This is a genomic window from Ensifer sp. (assembly GCF_031989085.1).
Taxonomy (GTDB): domain Bacteria; phylum Pseudomonadota; class Alphaproteobacteria; order Rhizobiales; family Rhizobiaceae; genus Ensifer.
This window is the reverse complement of the sequence record NZ_DALZXU010000001.1, coordinates 2,365,044-2,386,383: the sequence shown is the minus strand read 5'-3', so window position 1 is coordinate 2,386,383 and position 21,340 is coordinate 2,365,044. Positions and strand designations below refer to the sequence as shown.

The 21,340-nt window shown below is 64.3% G+C and carries 24 protein-coding genes; 11 read left to right on the top strand and 13 right to left on the bottom strand.

The features are described 5' to 3' along the window. Positions 1–241: 241 nt before the first annotated feature. From RTP54_RS11730 to RTP54_RS11715, 4 genes are all read right to left on the bottom strand, one after another. Complete coding sequence (locus tag RTP54_RS11730) at positions 242–1,069, bottom strand: anti-sigma factor (protein WP_312362761.1); 828 nt, start codon at positions 1,067–1,069, stop codon at positions 242–244. Beyond that, on the bottom strand, positions 1,066–1,620 hold the full coding sequence (locus RTP54_RS11725) for an RNA polymerase sigma factor (protein WP_112810808.1): 555 nt from the start codon (positions 1,618–1,620) through the stop codon (positions 1,066–1,068). Before RTP54_RS11725 ends, RTP54_RS11730 begins: the two co-directional genes overlap by 4 nt. Then, a complete protein-coding gene (locus RTP54_RS11720; protein ID WP_112810809.1) occupies positions 1,604–1,975 on the bottom strand; it encodes a hypothetical protein in 372 nt (123 codons plus the stop codon). Before RTP54_RS11720 ends, RTP54_RS11725 begins: the two co-directional genes overlap by 17 nt. 115 nt (positions 1,976–2,090) lie before the next feature. Continuing rightward, positions 2,091–3,179 (bottom strand): AbrB family transcriptional regulator, encoded by a 1,089-nt coding sequence (locus RTP54_RS11715; RefSeq protein ID WP_112810942.1) that lies wholly within the window; start codon positions 3,177–3,179, stop codon positions 2,091–2,093. Positions 3,180–3,573: 394 nt separating this feature from the next. Here RTP54_RS11715 and RTP54_RS11710 point away from each other — a divergent pair, with 394 nt between their 5' ends. Further along, positions 3,574–4,701 (top strand): ATP-dependent RecD-like DNA helicase, encoded by a 1,128-nt coding sequence (locus tag RTP54_RS11710; RefSeq protein WP_112816182.1) that lies wholly within the window; start codon positions 3,574–3,576, stop codon positions 4,699–4,701. Positions 4,702–4,748: 47 nt separating this feature from the next. Here RTP54_RS11710 and RTP54_RS11705 read toward each other — a convergent pair whose 3' ends face one another. Continuing rightward, positions 4,749–5,423: a hypothetical protein gene (locus RTP54_RS11705; RefSeq protein ID WP_112810812.1), complete on the bottom strand. Its 675-nt coding sequence runs from the start codon at positions 5,421–5,423 to the stop codon at positions 4,749–4,751. 192 nt (positions 5,424–5,615) lie between these two features. On the opposite strand from RTP54_RS11705, the gene dmeF reads away from it, so the two are divergent. From dmeF to RTP54_RS11690, 3 genes are read left to right on the top strand one after another with little or no spacing between them, the layout of a single operon-like run. Further along, positions 5,616–6,641, top strand: a complete 1,026-nt coding sequence (gene dmeF, locus RTP54_RS11700; protein WP_312362759.1) for a CDF family Co(II)/Ni(II) efflux transporter DmeF — start codon at positions 5,616–5,618, stop codon at positions 6,639–6,641. Positions 6,642–6,672: 31 nt separating this feature from the next. Beyond that, a complete protein-coding gene (locus RTP54_RS11695; protein ID WP_112810814.1) occupies positions 6,673–6,948 on the top strand; it encodes a metal/formaldehyde-sensitive transcriptional repressor in 276 nt (91 codons plus the stop codon). A gap of 23 nt (positions 6,949–6,971) precedes the next feature. Further along, a complete protein-coding gene (locus RTP54_RS11690; protein WP_112816185.1) occupies positions 6,972–7,148 on the top strand; it encodes a DUF1289 domain-containing protein in 177 nt (58 codons plus the stop codon). 123 nt (positions 7,149–7,271) lie between these two features. On the opposite strand, the gene RTP54_RS11685 is transcribed toward RTP54_RS11690, so the two are convergent. Beyond that, positions 7,272–7,952: a MerR family transcriptional regulator gene (locus tag RTP54_RS11685; RefSeq protein WP_312362756.1), complete on the bottom strand. Its 681-nt coding sequence runs from the start codon at positions 7,950–7,952 to the stop codon at positions 7,272–7,274. A gap of 430 nt (positions 7,953–8,382) precedes the next feature. Then, positions 8,383–9,495 carry a hypothetical protein gene (locus tag RTP54_RS11680; protein ID WP_112810817.1) on the bottom strand — a complete coding sequence of 371 codons (1,113 nt, stop codon included), beginning with the start codon at positions 9,493–9,495 and terminating at the stop codon, positions 8,383–8,385. A 418-nt stretch (positions 9,496–9,913) separates the two neighbouring features. Here RTP54_RS11680 and RTP54_RS11675 point away from each other — a divergent pair, with 418 nt between their 5' ends. The 3 genes from RTP54_RS11675 (at position 9,914) to RTP54_RS11665 (ending at position 12,840) form a co-directional block, all read left to right on the top strand. Then, positions 9,914–10,666 (top strand): pyridoxine 5'-phosphate synthase, encoded by a 753-nt coding sequence (locus tag RTP54_RS11675; protein ID WP_112810818.1) that lies wholly within the window; start codon positions 9,914–9,916, stop codon positions 10,664–10,666. A gap of 214 nt (positions 10,667–10,880) precedes the next feature. Then, on the top strand, positions 10,881–11,504 hold the full coding sequence (locus RTP54_RS11670; protein ID WP_312362753.1) for a histidine phosphatase family protein: 624 nt from the start codon (positions 10,881–10,883) through the stop codon (positions 11,502–11,504). Between the two features lie 121 nt (positions 11,505–11,625). After that, on the top strand, positions 11,626–12,840 hold the full coding sequence (locus tag RTP54_RS11665; protein WP_312362751.1) for a multidrug effflux MFS transporter: 1,215 nt from the start codon (positions 11,626–11,628) through the stop codon (positions 12,838–12,840). A gap of 213 nt (positions 12,841–13,053) precedes the next feature. Here the strand turns inward: RTP54_RS11665 and RTP54_RS11660 are convergent, their stop codons facing one another. Both RTP54_RS11660 and RTP54_RS11655 read right to left on the bottom strand, forming a co-directional pair. Continuing rightward, the gene (locus RTP54_RS11660) at positions 13,054–13,437 is read right to left on the bottom strand and encodes a VOC family protein (RefSeq protein ID WP_312362749.1); all 384 of its coding nucleotides are present in this window, start codon (positions 13,435–13,437) and stop codon (positions 13,054–13,056) included. Positions 13,438–13,613: 176 nt separating this feature from the next. After that, positions 13,614–14,501: an NmrA family NAD(P)-binding protein gene (locus RTP54_RS11655; protein ID WP_112816188.1), complete on the bottom strand. Its 888-nt coding sequence runs from the start codon at positions 14,499–14,501 to the stop codon at positions 13,614–13,616. A gap of 160 nt (positions 14,502–14,661) precedes the next feature. On the opposite strand from RTP54_RS11655, the gene RTP54_RS11650 reads away from it, so the two are divergent. The 3 genes from RTP54_RS11650 to RTP54_RS11640 all read left to right on the top strand — a co-directional run bounded on the left by RTP54_RS11650 (position 14,662) and on the right by RTP54_RS11640 (position 17,299). Then, positions 14,662–15,066, top strand: a complete 405-nt coding sequence (locus RTP54_RS11650; RefSeq protein ID WP_312362747.1) for a helix-turn-helix domain-containing protein — start codon at positions 14,662–14,664, stop codon at positions 15,064–15,066. A 396-nt stretch (positions 15,067–15,462) separates the two neighbouring features. Continuing rightward, on the top strand, positions 15,463–16,743 hold the full coding sequence (locus RTP54_RS11645) for an NAD(P)/FAD-dependent oxidoreductase (RefSeq protein WP_312362745.1): 1,281 nt from the start codon (positions 15,463–15,465) through the stop codon (positions 16,741–16,743). A gap of 181 nt (positions 16,744–16,924) precedes the next feature. Then, positions 16,925–17,299: a glyoxalase/bleomycin resistance/dioxygenase family protein gene (locus RTP54_RS11640; protein ID WP_112816191.1), complete on the top strand. Its 375-nt coding sequence runs from the start codon at positions 16,925–16,927 to the stop codon at positions 17,297–17,299. Positions 17,300–17,374: 75 nt separating this feature from the next. Here the strand turns inward: RTP54_RS11640 and RTP54_RS11635 are convergent, their stop codons facing one another. Together RTP54_RS11635 and RTP54_RS11630 are read right to left on the bottom strand one after the other, a co-directional pair. Beyond that, positions 17,375–18,748 (bottom strand): HD-GYP domain-containing protein, encoded by a 1,374-nt coding sequence (locus tag RTP54_RS11635; RefSeq protein ID WP_312362742.1) that lies wholly within the window; start codon positions 18,746–18,748, stop codon positions 17,375–17,377. 102 nt (positions 18,749–18,850) lie between these two features. Further along, positions 18,851–19,570 (bottom strand): aspartate/glutamate racemase family protein, encoded by a 720-nt coding sequence (locus RTP54_RS11630; RefSeq protein ID WP_312363245.1) that lies wholly within the window; start codon positions 19,568–19,570, stop codon positions 18,851–18,853. Between the two features lie 199 nt (positions 19,571–19,769). On the opposite strand from RTP54_RS11630, the gene RTP54_RS11625 reads away from it, so the two are divergent. Then, a complete protein-coding gene (locus tag RTP54_RS11625; RefSeq protein WP_112810827.1) occupies positions 19,770–20,234 on the top strand; it encodes an Lrp/AsnC family transcriptional regulator in 465 nt (154 codons plus the stop codon). Between the two features lie 27 nt (positions 20,235–20,261). Here RTP54_RS11625 and RTP54_RS11620 read toward each other — a convergent pair whose 3' ends face one another. Together RTP54_RS11620 and RTP54_RS11615 are read right to left on the bottom strand one after the other, a co-directional pair. Next, entirely contained in the window at positions 20,262–20,525 is a 264-nt protein-coding gene (locus RTP54_RS11620; protein ID WP_112810828.1) for a hypothetical protein, read from the bottom strand. A gap of 273 nt (positions 20,526–20,798) precedes the next feature. Then, positions 20,799–21,194 carry an Ohr family peroxiredoxin gene (locus RTP54_RS11615; RefSeq protein WP_312362738.1) on the bottom strand — a complete coding sequence of 132 codons (396 nt, stop codon included), beginning with the start codon at positions 21,192–21,194 and terminating at the stop codon, positions 20,799–20,801. Positions 21,195–21,340: the final 146 nt, after the last annotated feature.

The window sequence follows — 21,340 nt, the reverse complement described above, 5'->3', positions numbered from 1 at the left end:
CGAGATTAGCCTGTTTGGACGCGAGCGGGTGCCGCGCGTTTCCTTCTCCCCGCAGGCGGGGAGAAGGTGGCCGGCAGGCCGGATGAGGGGCAGGTTCTGCGCTTGCGAAAGGAAGCAGGCAGGCCGGAGCAACACGGACTGCGTCACGCAACGTGAACCGCTGACGCAAATGGCCACGTAAAGCCCTGATATCCTACGCTATTGGCAGGATCGGCCATTCGTCAGCCGGGGCTCACCAAACTCAGCTCTTTGCCTCCCCGGCGCCCTCGAACTGGCGGTAGCATTCGTCGGCGACCTTTTGCAGCAGCGCGCGCGGCACCTCGCCGGTGACGGCATAGCCGATCGGGCCGTCGATCCAGTAGAAGGTTTCGACGCCGCCGCTGTTGTCGATGCGGAAGCTGGTTTCGCGGTTGTCCGGGTTGCGGCCGAGAAGCACGGTCAGCCGCTGGCCGCTTGCGTCCTCATACATGAACAGCGCGCCGGCCTTGCCGTTGACCGGCAGCAACCGACCACCGACCAGCGAGAAACCGAGCTTCGACAGGTCGGGGATGTTGAGCGGATGATCGAGGCGCTTGCCGAGCCAGTTGGCGAGATGGGTCTGCTGGTCCGGCCCGACCTCGACGGCGTGACGCACTTCGCTCGCATAGATCAGGAACGCCGACTGCGCCTGGCGCGGCAGGCTTTCGGCGACCTCGGCAACCCGATCGGATCGGCCGGGGGCGAGGATATGCGGCGCATAGAGCCCGGTCAGCGCGCCGGCCACAAACAACAGGAGCCCGGCTGCGATGCGACGGGCGAGGCCAGCGTTCCATCGGTTCGCCGAAGCCGTGGCTTCGTCCGGGTTGGTCTTTGGGCTCAAGAGCGCGCGATCGCGCTCGTCGCTGCGGGCATAGGTCGAAAACATCGCGCGCAGTTCGCCCGCCTGGGCCTGCCACTGCCGGATGTCCTCGGCGCGTGCCGGGTTGCGCTCAAGCCATTGCTCCACCCGCGCCTTGTCCGCCTCGTTCAGGAAGCCGTCGACATAGGCGTGGAGGTCGTTTTCGGAGACGGTGTTCCATTCGTCCGTCATTTCGGTCTCCGCATGCTGATCACGTTGTCGTCCTTCATCGCTTCGGCCAGCTGGTGGCGCGCGCGCGACAGGCGCGACATCACCGTGCCGATCGGAATGGCCAGCATCTCGGCCACGTCCTGGTAACGGTAGCCCTCGATCACCACCAGCATCAGCACCGAGCGGTTTTCCGCCGAGAGGCCGTTGAGCGCCCGCTCGAGCCGCGAGCGCTCGAGCGGATCGCTCGCCTGGGTTTCCGCCTGCAGGCCGAGCGTGTCGTCGAGCTCGACTTCGGGGTGCAGCGCCGTGTGCCGGTGACGGTTGCGGCTGAGATTGGTCATGATGGTGAAGGCCCAGGCGCGCAGGTTGACGCCGCGCCACTGGGCACGGCGCGCCAGAACCTTCTCGACGCAATCCTGCAGCAGATCTTCACCATCGGGGTCCGAGCGCACAAGGCTGCGCGAATAGCGCCTGAGTGCCGGCATCAGCGCCAGCACGTCCTCCTCGAACCGGTCGGGCGCGGCGGCACTCGCCTCCGCACCCTCGCTCATGCGGTCATGGCTTGACGACATCCCAGACGCCTTTTACGCCATCGCCGGTCGCGTCACCCATCTTCTTGTCCTTGATCCAGAAGTACAGCGGCATGCCGTCCTTCGCCCATTGCTTGGCCCCGTCCTTGCGGTCGACGATCGTAAAGGCGCCCTCCGCCTTGGCGTCACCTTCGACCATGAAGGGCGGCCAGTTGGTGGCGCAGGATTCGTAGCAAGTCGATTCACCCTTCTTGTCATTCTTGAACGTGTAAAGCGTCATGCCGTTGGCGGCGGCGAGCACATTGCCCTTCGCCGTTTCGACCGTCTTGACCGGCGGGGCCGCAAGGGCGCTGCCGGCGACAAGGGAAATGGCGATGGCGAGCTGTAACGTTCTCATGGGAGCTTTCCTTCCTCAAGGTGTTTCTAACGGAGTGCGCAGGCGCGCGGGTCCGATAGAGAGACACGATGAGAACGGGATTTATTCCCGGTCTTGTTGCACCGTCACGAATTTCTCACGCGCGGTCGGCGACGAAGCGGGCGAGCGCCGGGCCGATCATGGTGATGATCATCAGCCGGGCGGTCTGCAACGCCATGACGAAGGACAGGTCGACATTGCTCGAGGCAGCGATTACCGCGATGGAATCGAGACCACCCGGGCTGGTGGCCAGATAGGCCGTCAGCGGATCGATGCCGGCAACCTTGATCAAAAGCAGAGCGAGCAGGCCGGAAAAGGAGATCAGCACGACGATCGAGATCACCGTCGGCACCAGAGCGCGGCGCGCATGGGCGAGGATGGAGCGGGTGAAGCCGAGGCCGATGTTCCAGCCGAGCAGGGCGAAACAGAGCGCCAGCAGCCATTGCGGCAGCTCGGTGGTCATGACGCCGGAGATATTGAGCGCGGCGCCGACGAGGAACGGCAGGAGGAAGGCGCCTGCCGGCACGCGCAGCATGCGCCCGGCAAAGGCGGCGCCAAGCCCGACGGCAAGCGTTGCCAGGAACGGCAGCAGCGAGACCGGCTCGAACCAGACGATCGCCACCTCCGCTTCGGGGCCGGTCACCCAGAGATGGGCGACCATGGTCGCGGTGCTGGCGACGAAGATGACGCGCAGATACTGCATGAAGGCGACAAGGCGCGCATCGGCGCCATAGGCGTCCGCCATCATCAGCATGGTGGACGCGGCGCCCGCCGACGAACCCCATATCGCGGTGGTGCCCGGCAGGATGCGCATGCGGGTGATCACCCAGCCGCAAAGCGTGCTGACGGCGATGACGGAGAGAATGACGCAGAGGAACAGCGGCCAGTTGCCGGAAAAGGTGACGAGCATGCCCGGCGTCATGGCGCCGGCGATCATCATCGCCAGGATGAACTGCACGCAGAAGAAGAGCTGCTTGGGCAGGCGGATGGTGCAGCCGTTCATGCCGAAGAGGATGGCGGCCAGCATCGGCCCCATCAACAGGCCGGCGGGGATGCCGAACAGCTCCATGACAACCGCGAACACCCCGGAAACCAGCGTCAGAAGCAGCCATTGCAGGGCCGGTGCGAGGCGGCCAAGACCGACGGGTGCCGAAGGGGAAGGCGTGGCGGGCTGGTCGGGCGTCAAGGGCATTCTCCGGCATTGCTTCAGGCGGAGCTATTCCTGCTGCGGACCTGATCAGTTTGGCGCGGGCCATCCCGTCAATGGGGCTATATGTCGCGCAATCGCTCGTTAGCAGCATTGCACGTAGCCATTCAAGCGGCAGGCGGGCGATAGGGCAAGAAAGTGCCACAGGCGATGGCCTGCGAGTCAGGACGGCCGGGCGGCCGGCGCATTCACGGCTGCTGGAGCCGAGCCATCTGCAAGCCAGCCTCATGCACCTTCGAAGCGATATCGTGTTGATCCGGCGCGGGATTTCACATGGCTTGCGCCGCCGGCGCGGCTTGCGGGCCACGGTTACGGCCGGGAGGCTCAGAAATCCGGGCTTGCTTGTCGACCCCGAATCCTGACACTTCGCGTCATGCAATTTGCTCCGCAACAGGACGAGGCCCTCAAGGCCGTTTCGCAATGGCTGAAGGAAGGCCGCTCGCAGCTTTTCCGGCTGTTCGGTTATGCCGGAACCGGCAAGACGACGCTCGCGCGCCATTTCGCCGAGCACGTGGACGGCGACGTGCTGTTTGCGGCCTTTACCGGCAAGGCTGCCCAGGTCCTGCGCTCCAAGGGGGCGAGCAACGCCAAGACCATTCATTCGCTGATCTACCGGCCGCGCGGAGAAGAGGAGGTTTCCGACGAGGAAACCGGCAAGACCTCGATCGCGCCGATGTTCTCGATCAACCGCCAGAGCCCGGTCGCCAAGGCGGCGCTGATCATCGTCGACGAATGCTCAATGGTCGACGAGGCGCTCGGCAAGGACCTGATGAGCTTCGGCACGCCGATCCTGGTGCTCGGCGATCCCGGCCAGCTTCCGCCGGTGACGGGCGGCGGCTACTTCACCAACCAGGAACCCGACTATCTCCTGACCGATATCCACCGCCAGGCGCGCGACAACCCGATCATCCGATTGGCGATGCAGGTGCGCGAAGGCAACGAGATCGCGCATGGCGACTACGGCACCACCCAGGTGATCGGCCGCGGGCAGGTCAACCAGGACCTGGTGCTGGAGGCCGACCAGGTGCTGGTCGGCACCAACAAGACGCGGCGGCGCTACAACCAGCGTCTTCGCGAACTGAAAGGCTTTACCAGCGAATACCCGCAATCGGGCGACAAGCTGGTGTGCCTCAGGAACGACCCGGCCAAGGGGCTGCTCAACGGCTCGCTCTGGCAGGTGATGAGTTCGTCGAAGGAAACGGTCAAGCCCGGCATCAACCTGATGATCCGTCCCGAGGACGACGACATGGATCGCGGTGCCGCCAAGATCAAGCTCTTGAAGGCAGCCTTCGAGGATGTCGAGGGCGAAATCCCCTGGTCGACGCGCAAGCGCTACGACGAGTTCGATTTCGGCTACGCGCTGACGGTGCACAAGGCGCAGGGCTCGCAGTGGAACAACGTCGTGCTGTTCGACGAGAGCTGGGCTTTTCGCGATACCCGCGAGCGCTGGCTCTATACCGCGATCACGCGTGCCGCCGAGCGCCTGACGATCGTTCGCTGAGGTCAGCATCGCGGCGCTCGGGCCGACGCCGCGTTCCGTGGGGTCGCCTACTTCTTCGTCGCCATCCAGAGCACGTGGCGGGCGCCGCCGCGTTTGCCGTTGGCGCGCACGTTGACCTCGTCGGTGGCAAAGCCGACTTCGCGCAGGCGACGGGTAAAGGCGGCGTCGGGCGCGGACGACCAGACGGAAAGAACGCCGTTTGCACGCAGCGCCGCCTTGGCGGCCCGAAGGCCGGTGTGGTTGTACAGGCTGTCGTTGGAAGGCCTAGTCAAACCGTCGGGGCCATTGTCGACATCGAGCAGGATCGCGTCATAGGCTGCCGTCTTTGCGCGGATCAGCGCGCCGACGTCGCCGATGTGGATCTCGACGCGGGGATCGTCGAGCGTGCCCTTGTGCAGATCCGCCATCGGCCCGCGCGCCCAATCGACGACCGCAGGCACAAGCTCGGCCACCACCACCCGGGCATCGGCCGGCAGCACGCCGAGCGCGGCGCGCAGGGTAAAGCCCATGCCGAGCCCGCCGATCAGCATGCAGGCGTTCTTGCGACCGGCGATCCGCTCATGGCTGAGCGTCGCCAGGGCTTCTTCCGAGCCGCTGAGCCGGCTGTTCATCAGCTCCGTCGAGCCGAGCATGATGGAGAATTCCTGACCACGCTGCTTCAGGCGCAATTCGTCGCCATCGCCGGGAATGGTTGCGCGGTCGAGCTGGATCCAGGGAAGCATCGCGGTATCTCATGTCTGTTGTCGAGCCCGCCTCCTATCATGCGCGTGACTTTTAAGACATCCCATTGTCGCCGAACGGGGGACAAATGCAGGCGCTCGCCACTATGGCGCAGATCGGCGGGGGGCTCCCGAGCTGTTGTCGTGCGTGAAAATATAGTATACCCTCCTATATTAAATTGAGGAGCAGGCGACATGACAGGGTCCCACAGTCACCATCACGGCAACGCCCATCCGCATCCGCACGGCCATGATCACCACCATGATCATGGTGCGGGCGAGGCGAGGGTCTTGCACGCGGCTCACGACCACGTCTTCCTCGGGGATGACCATCAGCGCAACGAACGACGCACATGGGCCGTCATCGCGATCACCGCCACGATGATGGTGGTCGAAATCGTCGCTGGAAATGTCTATGGCTCGATGGCGCTCGTCGCCGATGGCTGGCACATGTCGACCCACGCGGCTGCGATGCTGATCGCGGCGCTTGCCTATCTCTTTGCCCGCGGGCACGCCCGCAATGCGCGCTTCAGTTTCGGAACGGGCAAGATCGGCGATCTCGCCGGTTTCGCCAGCGCCATCATCCTTGCGATCGTCGCCATGCTGATCGGCTGGGAGAGCATCCAGCGCTTCAGCGCGCCGATCGCGATCGACTTCAGGGAAGCCATCGGCATCGCCGTGGTCGGCCTGGTGGTCAACGTCGTTTGCGCCTTGCTGCTGAGGGACGGCCATTCCCATGGTCATGATCACGGGCATTCGCATTCGCATCGGCACGCGCATGGACATGGCGGCGGCAGGGATCAGAACCTGCGCGCGGCCTATGTTCATGTGCTCGCCGATGCGCTGACATCCGTGCTCGCCATCGCGGCGCTTCTGCTTGGCAGCCTCTACGGCTGGATCTGGCTCGATCCGGCAATGGGCATCGTCGGCGCCCTGGTCATCGCCCGATGGTCATGGGGGCTGATCCGCGATGCGGGCGGCGTCTTGCTCGACTACATCCCCGATGGCGAGGATCTGCCGGCGGAAATCAGCGAGATCATCGCCGCGGAGGGCGCGGAGATCATCGATCTCCATGTCTGGCAGCTGGGGCCGGGGCACCACGGTGCCATCGTTTCCATCGTCGCCGAGATGCCCATGGCACCGTCCCATTACCGCAAAAAGCTCTCGGCGATTTCGGATTTGTCGCATGTAACGGTTGAGGTCGAGGCGCGGGCGGCGTAGCCAGTCACGACCACATCGGGAGCCTAATTCCATGACGCACACCGCGCGCGAAAAACAAAAGCTGATCAACCGGGTTCGCCGCATCCGCGGACAGATGGAGGGCGTCGAACGCCTTCTCGAGGAGGAGAAAGGCTGCGCCGAGGTCATGCAGGTGATCGCCGGGGTGCGCGGCGCGGTCAATGGGCTGATGGGCGAAGTGATCGAAGATCACATCCGGCTGCATCTGGCGGCCGAGGGCTTGAGCCAGAAGGAGCGCGACGACGCAGCGGCCGAGCTTATCGACGTCGTCAGGGCCTACATGAAATAACGCAAAGGATATTGTCAGGCGCCATGAAGGATCGATCGCCGTGTACCGACGTCTGTCAGTTCGACCCGGTCAAGAAGTGGTGTGTCGGATGTGGCCGCACCGTCGACGAAATCAGGGCCTGGCGAAAGCTGACGCCATTTCGCAAGACGGCGCTTGCCAACGAACTCAGGCTTCGGCTCCGTCGGCTGTCAAAAGCCTGAGCTATCCGTTCCGGTTGCCCGCCGGAAAGCGCAGTTCCCCCTTCTGACGTTGCAGCGCCCAAAAGGCGGGGCCGCAAGGGCGGCTGAATGTTCGTCATGTCTGCACGGCTAGCGCCGTCGTGGCTACTCCGGGGTGATCATTCCCGACAGCACCGCCTTGGCAATTGCCTGGAAACGATTGTGGGCGTTGAACTTGCGGATGATGCCGGCCTCGAGCGTGAGCGATGCCGCCAGATCCATCTCCATCAGCCGGGCGATGCGCGAGGCGGGGTAGCCTTCTGCCATGAAGGTCAGGCACTCGCTTTCGATCGCCGTGAGGTGGACGTGCTCGCTCTCGTCGGGCGAGGCCCCGCCGTGCTCGGCGCCGTCTTCCAGCAGTTCGGCGATGCGTTGCATCTGGCGGCGCAGGTTGGATTGCTGGGCGGCGAGTTCGCGCCGTCTCGACAGCAGCGCCTCCTTGAACAGACGGTCGGCCTCCATCTGCGTGTCGGCGCCGGCAAGGCTCGACAGCAGCTCCTGGATCGCTGCGATCGGCATGTCGATTTCGCGGCAGGCATTGATGACGGCCATGCGCCGGATATGATCAGGGCCATAGACGCGCATGGGGCCGAGGCGCGCGGCAATGAGCAGGCCCTTCTCCTCATAGAAATGCAGCGTGCGATGGGTCACGCCGAACGCATCCGCCATGTCGGCGATGGCGAGCGGGCTCGAGGGGTCGTGATGGGGAAGGGGCAGTTTGGGCAGGTAGCCGACACGCTCGGGCGCCGCCAGCACGCCCTCGTATTTCATGTAGTCTCGCGGCATATCGATTGTCCCCGATTGACGGCCCCAACGCCTTTCCCAAGGCGCGCAAGGGGCCGTGACGCTGCGATTTGCGGCACAACCGATCCGGATATCGCTGCCGATTTACGGATTTATGCCGCAGGCATCGGGAACCTGCCGCGCCCGTGCGGTGTGATCGGAGCGAGACCCGCGGGGCGCTCCCATGCAACCGTCGGTCGTCGACGATGGCGCATGCTGCTCGGCTGGGGCACACCGCGCAAACGCGCGGTTACTGCGGACAATCGTGCTTGCCTGACGAGCAACCAGGCACCAATTCCCAACGCATGAGCACACCGTATACGCGAATCGCGTATATGAATAGTCTTTAATATTGCAGGGGAAATGCTGGTTCGGGCGATGCGTGCGCGCCTTAACGGCGCGGACGCGATGCCTGCTTCCGCCTTGGCGGCTTTCAGTGACCGATGACCTTGAGCGGGCTGTTGGCGCTGAGGATGAACAGAGGCTCATCGCCGCGCAGCGGCGCCAGCGCCTTCTGGCAGGACCATGCCTTTTCGAAGGTGTCGCGGCTCAGGAGCTTGCGGTACTGCGCGGTTGCCGTCATGCAGTCCATCAGCGGGCTCTGGATCTGCTCCTCGCTCGCATGGGTGTAGATCTCGCCATCGAGAGAAAACAGCTCGGAGGCCAGCGACATGCTCTCGAACAGCACGTCCGGTTCGCTTTTCAGCCGTTCCGTGGTGATGAAATCCTGCCTCAGCGGCACGCCTTCGCCGTCATGCTTCAGCGTGATCCGCACGCCGGCTGTCGGCTCGTCCTGGAAGGCAAGCTCGACGGAGAACGACAATGCCGCGTTGCGCGAGACCGGCCGACCGGAATCGCCATCGGTGGCGCGCGCCAGCGTCCGGTGACGCTGGGCAGCGGTGCGAAGGGCCGTGGCGAAAGCCTTGACGTCGCTGTTGCCTTCGCCGGCTATCGTGACGTTGACGGACGGCAACACCCGCTCGACCGAATAGCGGCTGTTGAAGAGCTTGGCCTGGGCGTCGATATCAAGCGTCAGTTCCGGCGATGGCAGCGGCGCAAAGAGCAGCAGCGGCAGAACGGACAGCACGGCCAGCGGCGAGGACAGCGGTGCCGGCGGCCAGGCCGAATTCTGGCCCGGAAGGCGCTTTCTCGTGAATTTCGGCTGGCTCGCCTGGGGTTTTGCCGGGGCGGCCGTGGCGATGCGTTGGCGGCTGTATTCCGGAACGTAGGTGCCCTTGGGAATGATCACATGCCATTCGTCGTCGGCGCCGTCGGTCTCGTAATAGGCCTTGAGCAGTTTGCGCAGCTTGCCGGCATGCACCCTGACGAGCGGATCGCTGTCGGCATTGAACGCCTGCGGGCGATCGAAGACGTCGATGGCGATCGAATAACCCTTCAGCTGCGGGCCTTCGCCGCTCATCTCCTTTTCGACGACATAGCCGAGGAAAGCGCGCAGCCGTTCGGAGCGTGCGAAAGCCTTGCTCTCGATGATCCGGCGAAGGCTCTGCCGTATCGTCTCGTCGCAGGGTCTTTCGACCGTCATCATCGATTGTTGCTCCAGGTTCATTCGCCGCGAAACTTTATGAAAGGGATCGAAGGGCAGGCTGCCGCTTTTCGATATGATTCGGAAATTTAGGCTCAAAAAAACCCGATGTCATGAACAGTTGCCGCCAAATTTGAGATTTATCTGAAATAAACGCAAAAATCGCGACCATTTCCTGTGGCAGAATGTAGCGGAGTGCCCGCTTCAACCTGCACGCAGTCAATGTTTTGCATGTTAGGCGTGACTAATGTCAAGGTTCAGTCAAGAGATGGCCCGATTTCACGCTGTGCGGAAAGCGAGCTTTCGTCGCTCGATCTACTCCTTGGAATTGCTGCATAATCTTGGTTCAAACCATTTTCGATTTGCGCCATTATGCAGTAGAACATTGCATTGACATTGCCCGCCTCTGGAAAGTTCCGACATGCCCGCAAAACTGTCTGTAAATCTGAATGCCGTTGCCATGCTGCGCAACCGGCGCGATCTTCCCTGGCCGTCCGTCACCGCGCTCGGCCGCATTGCCCTTGAAGCCGGCGCGAGCGGGCTGACGGTGCATCCGCGCCCGGACCAGCGCCATGTGCGCTTTTCCGACCTGCAGCCGATCCGCGATCTCATCGACGATGAATTTTCGTCGACCGAGTTCAACATGGAGGGCTATCCGAACGAGGAGTTTCTGCGTCTCGTCGAAACCCACGAGCCGGAGCAGGTGACGCTGGTGCCCGACGATCCGGCGCAGGCGACATCCGATCATGGCTGGGACTTCCGCAAGAACCACAATCTTCTCGGCAGCGTCGTCGGCCGGCTGAAGAAGAAGGGCTTTCGCGTGTCGCTGTTTGCCGACGGCGACGAGGACGCCGAAGCGCTACGCATCGCCAGGGAAACCGGTGCCGACCGCATCGAGCTTTACACCGGCCCCTATGGTGGCTGCTACGATGACCCGGAAAAGGCCGAAGAGATTGCCGCGGCACTTGGCCGGACGGCCGCAATCGCCGCCAGCCTCGGGCTCGAGGTCAATGCCGGCCACGACCTGACGGTCGCCAACCTGCCACTGCTGGTCAAGCATGTTCCCAATATCGCCGAAGTCTCGATCGGGCACGGCCTGACGGCGGATGCGCTGGAATACGGCATGGCCGAGACCGTGCGCCGCTTCCGCCGCGCCTGCGGCCAGACTGTGTGAGCTGATCCGCAGCAGGTCTTACGATCGGCCGCCGATGGCGGCGGCCGATCGTAACGGTGGGCCAGCGCTTGGCTGCGGTTGCACTGCCCGTGGCCGCATGCCGGATCCCCGCCTGATGCAGTGTTGCGTTGGTGCCAAAGCGGTTGGCGCCTGCTTCCTTGCGCATTCCTACGCGAACCGACCCTCACGAATCGACCCTCACGAGGCGCCCGCCATGAAAGAGATTTTCGTCGTCACGCACACGCAGTCCATCCATCATGAGGAGGACAAGGTGGGCGGATGGTACGACACCGAGTTGACGGCGCGCGGGCATGAGGACGCGGCGGCGACGGCCGAGCGGCTGATGGCCCTCGTCGGCGGCAAAGAGGTGGAGATCCACAGTTCCGATCTTCGTCGGGCCGCCCAGACGGCAGCGGCCATCGCCAGGCGTTTCGGCCAGCCCGTGACGGAAACCGCCGATCTCAGGGAGATCAGCTATGGCGTGGCCGGCGGCAAACCCCAGGCCTGGCTCGATGCGCGCTACACGCCGGCGCCGGACGACGACCGGCTCGACTTTCCCTGCGGGATCGATGGCGCGGAAACCCGACGGGATGTCGCCGCCCGTGTCTACCCCCGGGTCGACGCCATCGTCGCGCGGCCGTGCGAGACGCATGTTATCGTCACCCATGGCTTCACGCTGACACTGGTGCTGGCCGCCTGGATGAAGGTCCCGATCGAAGCCTGCGGGTTCCTGAGCTTTCCGGCGAAATCCGGCAGCATCACCCATCTGCGCCAGGACGACTTCTTCCGCAACCGGGCGGTCGTCAGCCTTGCGGATGTTTCGCACCTGACGGGTTGAGTGCGGGAGAGATTGTGTTAGGCAGCGGCCGGAAATTTGCAGCCGAAGGTGGCGAAAGCCGCACGCATCCCGCCGCAAGACTGCTATAGGTCGAGCCTCTCTTCTCCCACATGTGCAGCCGATGACATCCTCGACCAGCTTTCGCGAACGCATCGTTCTCTATGCCCTCCTGACTTCGCTCACCTCGATCAGCATCGATGCGCTGTTGCCGGGACTGCGCCAGATCGGCGCCGATGTCGGCGCGGCACCGCCGCTTTCCACCCAGCACATCATCTCGCTGTTCATCCTTGGCATGGCCTTTGGCGAATTGCTGCTGGGGCCGCTCTCCGACGCGATGGGGCGGAAGAGGGCGCTGGTTCTCGGCCTTGGCGTCTATGCGCTCGGCACCGTCATTGCCATGCTGGCGGGCTCGCTGGAGGTGGTCATTCTCGGGCGATTCCTGCAGGGCGTCGGCGTCTCCGGTCCGAAGATCGCCACGCGCGCCATGATCCGCGATCAGTTCGAGGGCGACGCCATGGCCCGGGTCATGTCGTTCATGTTCACGCTGTTCATTCTCGTTCCGATGCTGGCGCCGGCCCTGGCGCAGGGCATCATCGCGCTCGGAGGCTGGCGGAGCGTCTTTGCGGTCTATCTCTTGGTTGCAGGCCTTCTCGGGGTGTGGCTGGTGCTCAGGCAGAAGGAGACCTTGCCCGCCGACAGGCGCATCGCCTTTCGCCCGCGGCTCCTCCTTGCAAACGGGCGGCGGATCCTTGCAAGCGCGCGGGTGACGCTGCTGATCGTGGCGACAGGGCTCGTCTTCGGCGCGCAGCTTCTCTATCTCAGCACGGCGGCGGACCTGTTCCTCGACGTCTACGGGATCGGCCAGACCTTCCCGCTCTATTTCGCGATGCTTGCGACCGGCATCGGGCTCGCCTCGTTCCTGAATGCCCGGCTGGTAGAGCGCCACGGCGCGCAGGCGATGGCGCGCGCCGGCTTTATCGGCCTGGCAGCGGCCGGGCTCGTGATGCTGGCGGCGTCGATTGCCTGGGGCGGACGGCCGCCGCTTGCCGTGTTGATGCTCCTGGGTTTTGCCGCATTCTTCGCGATCGGGGTGCTGTTCGGAAACCTGAATGCCATGGCGATGCGCTCACTCGGGCAGGTCGCAGGGCTCGGCGCGTCCTTGATCGCGTCCGGATCGAGCCTTGTGGCGACCCTGTTTGCGATCGCGGTCGGCGCCTTCTACGACGGATCGACGCTGAACCTGTCGGCCGGCTTCTTCCTGGCTGGCGTCGGTGCGCTTGCGCTTGCCGAAATCGCGGTGCGCGCCGATGCCGCGCCGGTGGAGGCGGTGCGATAGGCGATCACGCCTTCCTGGCCTGGTGGGGCAGGGCCGCACGGTGGCGTCGCGCAGCCTCCGCGCCCCTTGAGCCCCGGACGCGCCATGCACGAGATTTCGCGTGAGCCGAAAGAGTTTGGAGCGTTTCCGGCTTAGACTGAACACAGAAACGCTCTAAGCCGCTGTTACGCTTTTCCGGATGGAAAATCGCGACATAGTTTTCCCCGGAAATGCCTAGCCGTTGTAGACGACGGAAATCTTGTTTCCTGAGGGGTCGCGCATATAGGCGGCATACCAGTCGGGGCCATAGTGGGGGCGCGCGCCCGGGGCGCCTTCATCCGCGCCGCCATGGGCGATCGCCGCTTGGTAGAATGCGTCCACCTCCGCGCGTGACTTGACCATGAAACCGACCATGGACCCGTTGCCGGCGCTGGCCGGTGCGCCGTTGAAGGGTTGGCAGACCCACAGGACCGTGCCCTTGCCCGTTCCGCCTTCGGAATAGGCGCGCCAACCGGGAAATTCGATATGCTTCGACCATCCGATGGTCGCCAGGGCCTGATCGTAGAAGGAATTGGACTTGTCGGCGTCCAAAGCGCCCACCGTCACATAAATGCTCATGCTCTTCGCTCCCTGCGGTGTTGATTGGCTGATTCAATAGCCGCAATCAAGGAACATAACAAGAACATATGTCGTGATAGGCCCCGCCTCGCGCGCGCTTCCGGGCTGGCGCGGCGCAAGCCTGCCGGGCGATGGAGGCCCGGCGCGAACGCCGGGCCTCTTCATCTTCCGGCCGCTCAGCCGGCAAGCCTTGCCTTGCTCGCTTCGAGGAAGGCGGTCAACGGCAGCGGTGCGGCGCCCGTCAGGGTCGCGACGTCGCCGGTCACCATGTCGATATGGCCTTCGCGGGTGTTGGCGTCGAAGGAGACGACGATCGGGATGAGGAAGTCGGGCAGGCCCGCGCCCTTCAGGCCGCCGGCCAGCGCCTCGTCGGAAATGTGCACGACGTCGAGCGGCTTGCCGGCCGCGCTCGCGACCAGTGCGGCGATCTCGTCGGTCGAGCGCAGCTCGGGGCCGGTCAGCGTATAGGTGCGGCTCTCGCTGCCGGCCGAAAGCAGGGCGGCGGCGGCAGCCTTTGCCGCATCGGCGCGGGCGAGGTGGGCGAGGCGGCCGTTGCCCGAGGACGAGTACCACTGCCCGGTCTCCAGCGCATGCGGCAGCGCCATGAACAGGTTTTCCATGTACCAGCCGTTGCGCAGGATCGTGTAGGGGATGCCGGTCGCCTTGATGGCGTTTTCGGTTCCGAGATGGTCGGGCGCGAACGGGATGACCGAGGTCTCCGGGCTCGGCATCGAGGTGTAGAGGATATGCTTGGCGCCGGCCTTCTTGGCAGCGGCCACGGCGGCCAGATGCTGGCTGAGGCGCTTGCCCGGCTGGTCGAGCGCGTCGGTGGAGATGATCAGGATACGGTCGGCGCCGGCAAAGGCCGTGTCGAGCGAGGCCGGGTCGTCGAAGTCGGCGACCCGCGCCTGCACGCCCTTGCCGACGTAATCGGAGAGCTTGGCCGTATCGCGGCTGGTGGCGATGATGTTGGCGGGCTCGACCTTGCCGGATGCGAGCAGCGCATCGAGCACGAGCTTGCCGAGTTGGCCGGTGGCGCCGGTCACGAGCAATGTATCGGACATGTCTTTTCCTTTTTCTCTGTGGTGCCAGCCGACGCTTGGGGAGGAAGGCAGCGCTGCCGGTTCGTGGTCTCTTTTTGAGAGTTGCTCTAATCTAGTAATCTGGTAAGAACTGTAAAGGAGGCAGTTTTTCCTGCTGTGGTTACAAAAAGGGTACCGTGCGATGAACAAGCTGACCGGTGATGTGAAGGGCAAGCGCGTGGCCATGGTTTGCGGCGTGCCGATGGATGTCGAGAACTGTCCGGTGCGCGACGTCATGGACAATATCGGCGGCAAGTGGAATTCGCTGATGATCCTGTCGCTCGCCGACGGTGACTTGCGGTTCTCCGAGCTGCGACGGCTGATCCCGGACATTTCCCAGCGCATGCTGACCCAGACGCTGCGCGACCTGCAGCGCGACGGCTATATCAGCCGCACCGTGTTTCCGACCCAGCCGCCGAGCGTGGAATATGCGCTCACCGATCTCGGGCGCTCGCTTCTGGGATTGCTGAAACATTTCGTCGACTGGTCGGTGGCCAACCACGGCGCCATCCGCTCGGCCCGCGATGTGTATGACGCCGCCCCTTGAGGCCGCGTCGATCTGGCCGGCCGCAGGGCCCGTGTTCAATTGTCTTACCCTTGGGCGCAGCGTGGCGTTTTCCTCGGGTTTGCCCCTCACCCTCTCCCCGCAAGCGGGGAGAGGGGACGAGATCGGCGGTTGCATCTTCACCTGGCATCTTGCGTCAGATGGCAGGCAAACGAGAGGCGCTGTCGCCGAACGAGCGGGTGCCGCGATGGTCCTTCTCCCCGTATACGGGGATAAGGTGCCGGCAGGCGGATGAGGGCGGACGCGTCCGACCACGCCCGCCGACGTTCTGCGCGACGTCATGCCTCGGCCATGCGTTCTTGCCGTAGCGCCTTGATTTTCCCTATAGTTTGCCGTGGAAATTGACGCAGCGCTTCGATCGCGCCAGGCCGGGAACGCATGAAGACATTGGATATCGGCATTGCGGGTGCTGGCCCGGCTGGGCTGGCGGCGGCGTTGATTTTGTCGCGGCAGGGCCACCGGGTGGAACTCATCGAGCGCTTCGGGCAAGCGTCTCCCGTTGGCTCCGGGCTGATGCTGCAGCCGACCGGCCTGACGGTGCTGAGCGCGCTTGGCCTGCTGCAGCCGATGCTCGGCCTCGGCCGCCGGATCGACCGGCTTTATGGCGCCGACGCGAAAACCGGCCGCACGGTGCTCGACGTGCGCTACGACGCGCTGGCCGGCGGCCGCTTTGGGCTGGGGGTGCAGCGCTCCGCGCTGTTCGGCCTGTTGCACGCGGCCGTCCTTGCGGCGGGCATTTCCGTTCGCACCGGCGTGACGCTGACGGCGGCGACGACCTCGGGGCGCAAGGCCGTGCTGAAGGATGCCTCGGGCGGTGTGGCCGGAGCGTATGACCTCGTCATCGACGCCACCGGCGCCCGCTCGGCAATCGCGGCACAGGCCGCAACGGCACCCACAGTGCGGGAGCTTGCCTATGGCGCCTTCTGGGCGACGCTCGACAGCGACGGCCTTGCCCATGATCCGACCGCGCTGACGCAGCGCTACGACCGCGCCAAGGTGATGATCGGCATCCTGCCGGCGGGCCGGGCAGAGCCCGAAGACCGCGAGCGCGTCGCCTTCTTCTGGAGCGTCAAGGTGGGCGATGCCGATGCCGTGAAGCGGGCGGGTCTGCAGACGTGGAAGGCGGGCATTCGCGCCCATTGGCCCGACTGCGGCCCCTTGCTCGACCAGATCGAGGATTGGGACCAGCTGTCGCTGGCGCGCTATTGCCACCGCACCATGCGTCCGCCGGTGGCGGGCCGCGTCGTCTTCGTCGGCGACAGCGCCCATTCGACCAGTCCGCAACTCGGTCAGGGTGCGAACATGGCGCTGATCGACGCGGCCACGCTTGCGCATGTGTTGTCGCTGAACGACGACGTTGACGCAGCGCTTGCCGCCTATGGCCGGGCGCGGCGTTACCACATTGGGCTGTTCCAGATGCTGTCTTTGGCCTTCACGCCCTTCTATCAGTCGGATTCAGCTGCCCTTGCCTGGGTGCGAGACCGGTTGGTGGCGACGATCGCGCGCGTTGCGCCGGCGCCGGCGCTGCTTGCCTCGATCGTCTCGGGCACGCTGATCGACCCCTTTGCAGCTGCCGGCCTGAAGGAATGCGACTGGGCTGCGGTCGCGGCCGAATTCGCTCGGCCGCGCGTGATAGAGGCGGCGCCATCACTGGCCTGAACCCGAGAGCCGTTTTAGAGCCATCCGCTATCCGCCTGGCGTTTCGCACGGCAATTTACCGTGTCGGGCTATATCCATCGGGACAGGCGAGAGGCATTGGGCTTGGCGTCGGAGGGCTGTATACGGTCAGCCCTCTCCGGCGATGCCGTGCCCCGATTCACCCCGATGACGAGGTCTTCCCATGCCCGATTGTGTGTCCGCCATTCTCGTGCATGTCGCCGACGTGGAGGCAGGGCTTACCTGGTACCAGCGCGCCTTTCCGCGCGCCGAACGGCAGCGCCTGCCTGCCTTCGATTTCGAGTATCTGAAGATCGGCTCGATCCATCTGGAAATCGTGCCGGCGGACGAGAAAGTGGCAAGCGGTGCTGCCGGCTCGGTCGTCTATTGGCAGGTCGAGGATTTCGATCGGGCGCTTTCGCATTTCAACGCCATCGGCGCTCCGCTCTATCGCGGACCGCTCGAAATCGAGGACGATCTGTGGATGTGCCAGGTGCGCGACCCCTGGGGCAATTGCATCGGTTTGCGCGGGCCGCGCGGTGGCGCGCAGGCGGCATGAGCGGGTCGTTTCGCCGCTCGTAAAATGAGTCGCGAAAGTCTCGTATCTCTCTGTTATCGGTCCCTTTTCGCGACGCTATGCGGCCTTCGATTCGAGCCCCTGCAGGGCGCGGGTCAGCGCATCGAAACAGGTGGGATCGAGGCCGGTTCCGACATCTTCGGCCATGATCGCGAGCGCCTTTGCGGCCGGCATGGCAGCCCGGTAAGGTCGATCGGCCGTCAGGGCATCGAAGATGTCGGCGACGGTGACGATGCGCGTTTCGAGGTCGAGCGCGCTGCCGGTAAGCCCATCGGGATAGCCGCTGCCATCGAGCTTCTCATGATGGTTGCGAGCGATGGTGGCGAGCCTCCTGAAGGCGTCGATGCGCTCCAGGATCGCGGCGCCGAGATTGGGGTGGCTCTTCATCGCCGACCATTCCTGCGGGTCGAGCTTGGCCGGCTTGTCCAGCACCTCGTTGGAAACGCCGAGTTTGCCGATGTCGTGCAGCAACGCACCGCGCACCAGCCAGCGCTTGCGGGCGCGGCTGAAGCCGAGCTCGGTGGCGATCAGGTCGGCAAACAGCGCAACCCGCTTGCTGTGACCGCTGGTGAACGGGCTCTTGGCATCGATGACCTGGGCGAAGCCGTCGGCGATGTCGTCGAGCAGGTCCTCATCGACATCGCGTGCGAACCCGGCAGGCTCTAGCGCGAAGACGCGGCTGTCCAGTTGCGGATCGGCCAGCGCCGACCAGAAATCCGGGGCGGCTGCGACGTCCTTGAAGACGGACGCGAGATCCGGATCGAACCATTTTCCGGCACGCCGCCGCACTTCGCGGCAGGCTGCGTTGCGCCCTGATGTAATGAAGAAGACATCGACGACCTGGGCGAGAAGCGCGATACGCGCCAAGAGCGAAATCTCCGTGCCCTTGCGCCCGAGCGGCTGGCCGCGTCCGTCCCAATGTTCGTCGAGGTCGAGGATGGCCTGCGCGACCGGCTCGGAAAAACGCATGCGCCGCGCGATCTCGGCGCCGCGTTCGCAGCGCGTTTCGATCAGTTCGCGGTCGATCTTGCCGCCGCTGATCGCCAGTTTCAGCACCGTGCGCAGCTTGACGGCGAGGCCGGAGCGCACGGCGGTGTTGGCGGCGATGAAGCCGAGGACCTGCGTGAGGCTGTTGTCGATCAGCTTGACGTTGCGCTTGAAATTATGGTCGCTGGTGGCAAACAGCTTGCAGATACGGGCTGCGTTGCTGCTGCAGCCGAGATCCTTCAAGAGCAGCGTGTAATAGAGATCGTGTTTCTCCGCGTCGGAAAGGCCGAGCTTTTCGCCGAGGTGCATGCCGATCCAGCAGCAGCGCACGCTATGGCCGGCCGGCTGGCCGTCCGTGAGGTCAAGCGCGTAGCTGAGCGCGCTGACGATCTCCGCCAGCCGCAGCGTCTGCGGCCGGCGTTCAAGCCCGGAAATTCCTGCCATGCGTCCCGCAATCCCCAATCCCCAATCCCTGCAGCCGATCCTTAGCTGCCAAGGGGTTAAGGCCCGCTTAGTGTGGGCGGCGGGAGGCGCTCAAGGCCGGCCCTATGCGGCCCGGCGGACATCTTCCCGGCCAAGGGCGAATTCGACGGCGGCGTCGGCGTGGATCGCGGTGGAATCGAAGCCCGGCAGCGGCAGCGCCTTCGGGTCGAGGATCAGGCAGATCTCGGTGCAGCCGAGGATGACGGCGTCGGCCCCTTCGGCCTCTGCCTTGTCGATCAGTTCGACCAGCGCCCGGCGCGACGTGCCGAGCACCTTGCCGGCGCATAGCTCATCGAAGATGACGTTGTGCGTGAGCGTGCGGCCGTCGGCATCCGGCACCATCACCTCGATGCCGTGGCTCTTCATGCGCTCGGCGTAGAAACCGTGCTCCATGGTGTAACGGGTTGCAAGCAGCAGCGGCTTGCGAATGCCGGCGGCCTTCAGACGGTGGGCCGTCTCGTCGATGATGTTGATCAGGGGAATGTCGATTGCCGCCTGCACCGCGTCGGCGATCAGGTGCATGGTGTTGGTGCAGATCAGCACGCAGTCGGCGCCGGCCCTTTCCAGTCCGCGGGCCACGTCGGCGAGCCTTGCCGCGGCATCGTCCCAGCGGCCCGATTTCTGCAGGTCGACGATCGACTGGAAGTCGACGGAGTGCAGCAGCACCTCGGCCGAATGCAGCCCGCCCAGCCGCTCGCGCACGGCCTCGTTGACCATGCGATAATAGACCACCGAGCTTTCGAAGCTCATGCCGCCGATAAGGCCGATCTTGCGCATCTGCATCATCTTCCTGTCTGCTCCTGTCGGCGTCCGCGTCGAGGCGGCCGCTTGTTTTGCCATGGGGGAGACTATGCCCGATCCCGATCCGCAATGGTGCGCTTTGAGGGTGCTGGAAATGCGGGTTGGCGCAAATCATTTGCGCAGGGTTCGCCTCTGGTGCAAACTTGAGGCGTAGATAGCAAATCACATGGGAGAGGTGCGCGTGATCGACGAGAGAGACCGGAAGCTCCTGGGGCTGTTGCAGCAGGATGGAAGCATGCCCGTCGGCGAACTGGCCGACCGGGTGAACCTTTCGCTTTCGGCCTGTTCGCGCCGCATCCAGCGGCTGGAGGAGGCGGGCTACATCGCCCGGCGGATCGTCGTTCTCGACCGGGAGCGCATGGGCGTGCCGACCACCGTGTTCGCGATGATCAAGACCGCGCATCATTCCGATGAGTGGATCGAGGCGTTTCGCAGGGCGATCAGCGACATTCCCGAGATCGTCGAGGCGCATCGCCTGACCGGCAACTACGACTATATAGTCAAGGTGGTGCTGCCGCGGGTCGAGCACTACGACGTCGTCTACAAGCAGATCGTGCGCAAGGTGGAACTGTTCGACGTCTCCGCCTCGATCTCGATGGAGATCCTGAAGAGCGGTACGGCGGTGCCGGTCGACTATGCGGAGTAGACGGCGCGCTTCGCGGGCGGGACGTCCCTAGGACTGGATCAGGATGACGAGGGTTTCCGGCAGGACGCCATCATACTCCATCGCATCCGCCGCCGCCTTCGTCTGCATGAAGGCGTTCAGCTTGTCCATGTCGGCGACATCCATGACCAGACCGACGCGGTTGGACCTCTGCGGATCGACGAATGTCCTGATGTTGGTGACGCCGATCGGTCCGAAGACTTCCTTGCGGCGCGGCGATGCCAGCCAGTGGCTGGCGTCCTTGACATCGTGATGGACCATGATGGTCGGCATGACATCCTCCCTTGCGGATCAGCGGTGCAATCCGGTCACCTTTATCTCCAGCCTTCGACTTTTGTGCCTTCATGAATGTGGCTGTTTTCTGCCGGCAATCCGAAAGATAGGCCGGCCACCGCTTCGGATTAATTCGAAAGCCTGACGCCGGGGGCCGTTCGTAATGCCGTGGGTTTGGGCGGCCCCGTCCGGGGCCGCCATGCTCTGGTGGGCAGGCACGCGTGCAACTGGCACCGATCGCCCGGCCCAATGCCTTCGTCCGGTTGGTGTGCTTCAGACGAGGTTGGTTTCGACGTCGATGTTGCCGTGGGTTGCCTTGGAATAGGGGCAGATGGCGTGGGCGGCGTGGATCAGGTCATGGGCGACGTCGCGGTCGAGATCCGGCAGGCTGACGTTGAGGCGGGCGCGCAGGAAATAGGAGCCGTCATTGACGTTGAGGTCGATCTCGGTGTCGACGGCAAGGCCTGCCGGAAGCTTGATCTTCTTCTGCGCGGCGGCGACCTCGATCGCGCCGATGTAACAGGCCGACCATGCGGCGCCGAACAGGTTTTCGGCGGCCGGGTGGGGCTGGCTCAGCTTGAGGGCAAGCATGCCGTCCTGGCTCTCGATGCCGCCGTTACGGCCGCCGGTGTTGTGGGTCTTGCCGGTGAAAAGAAGCTTCTCGGTCATGATGGTGTCCTTTATGGTTTGTTTGATCGTATCCGCTTTAATCGGATGCGCTGTTAATAGTCCTGTTGCTGCGCCATGTCAACAGTGTTGCGATTTAATCGGATGCGATCTATATAATGAGGCGGTGAACAGCACATTGAAAGAGG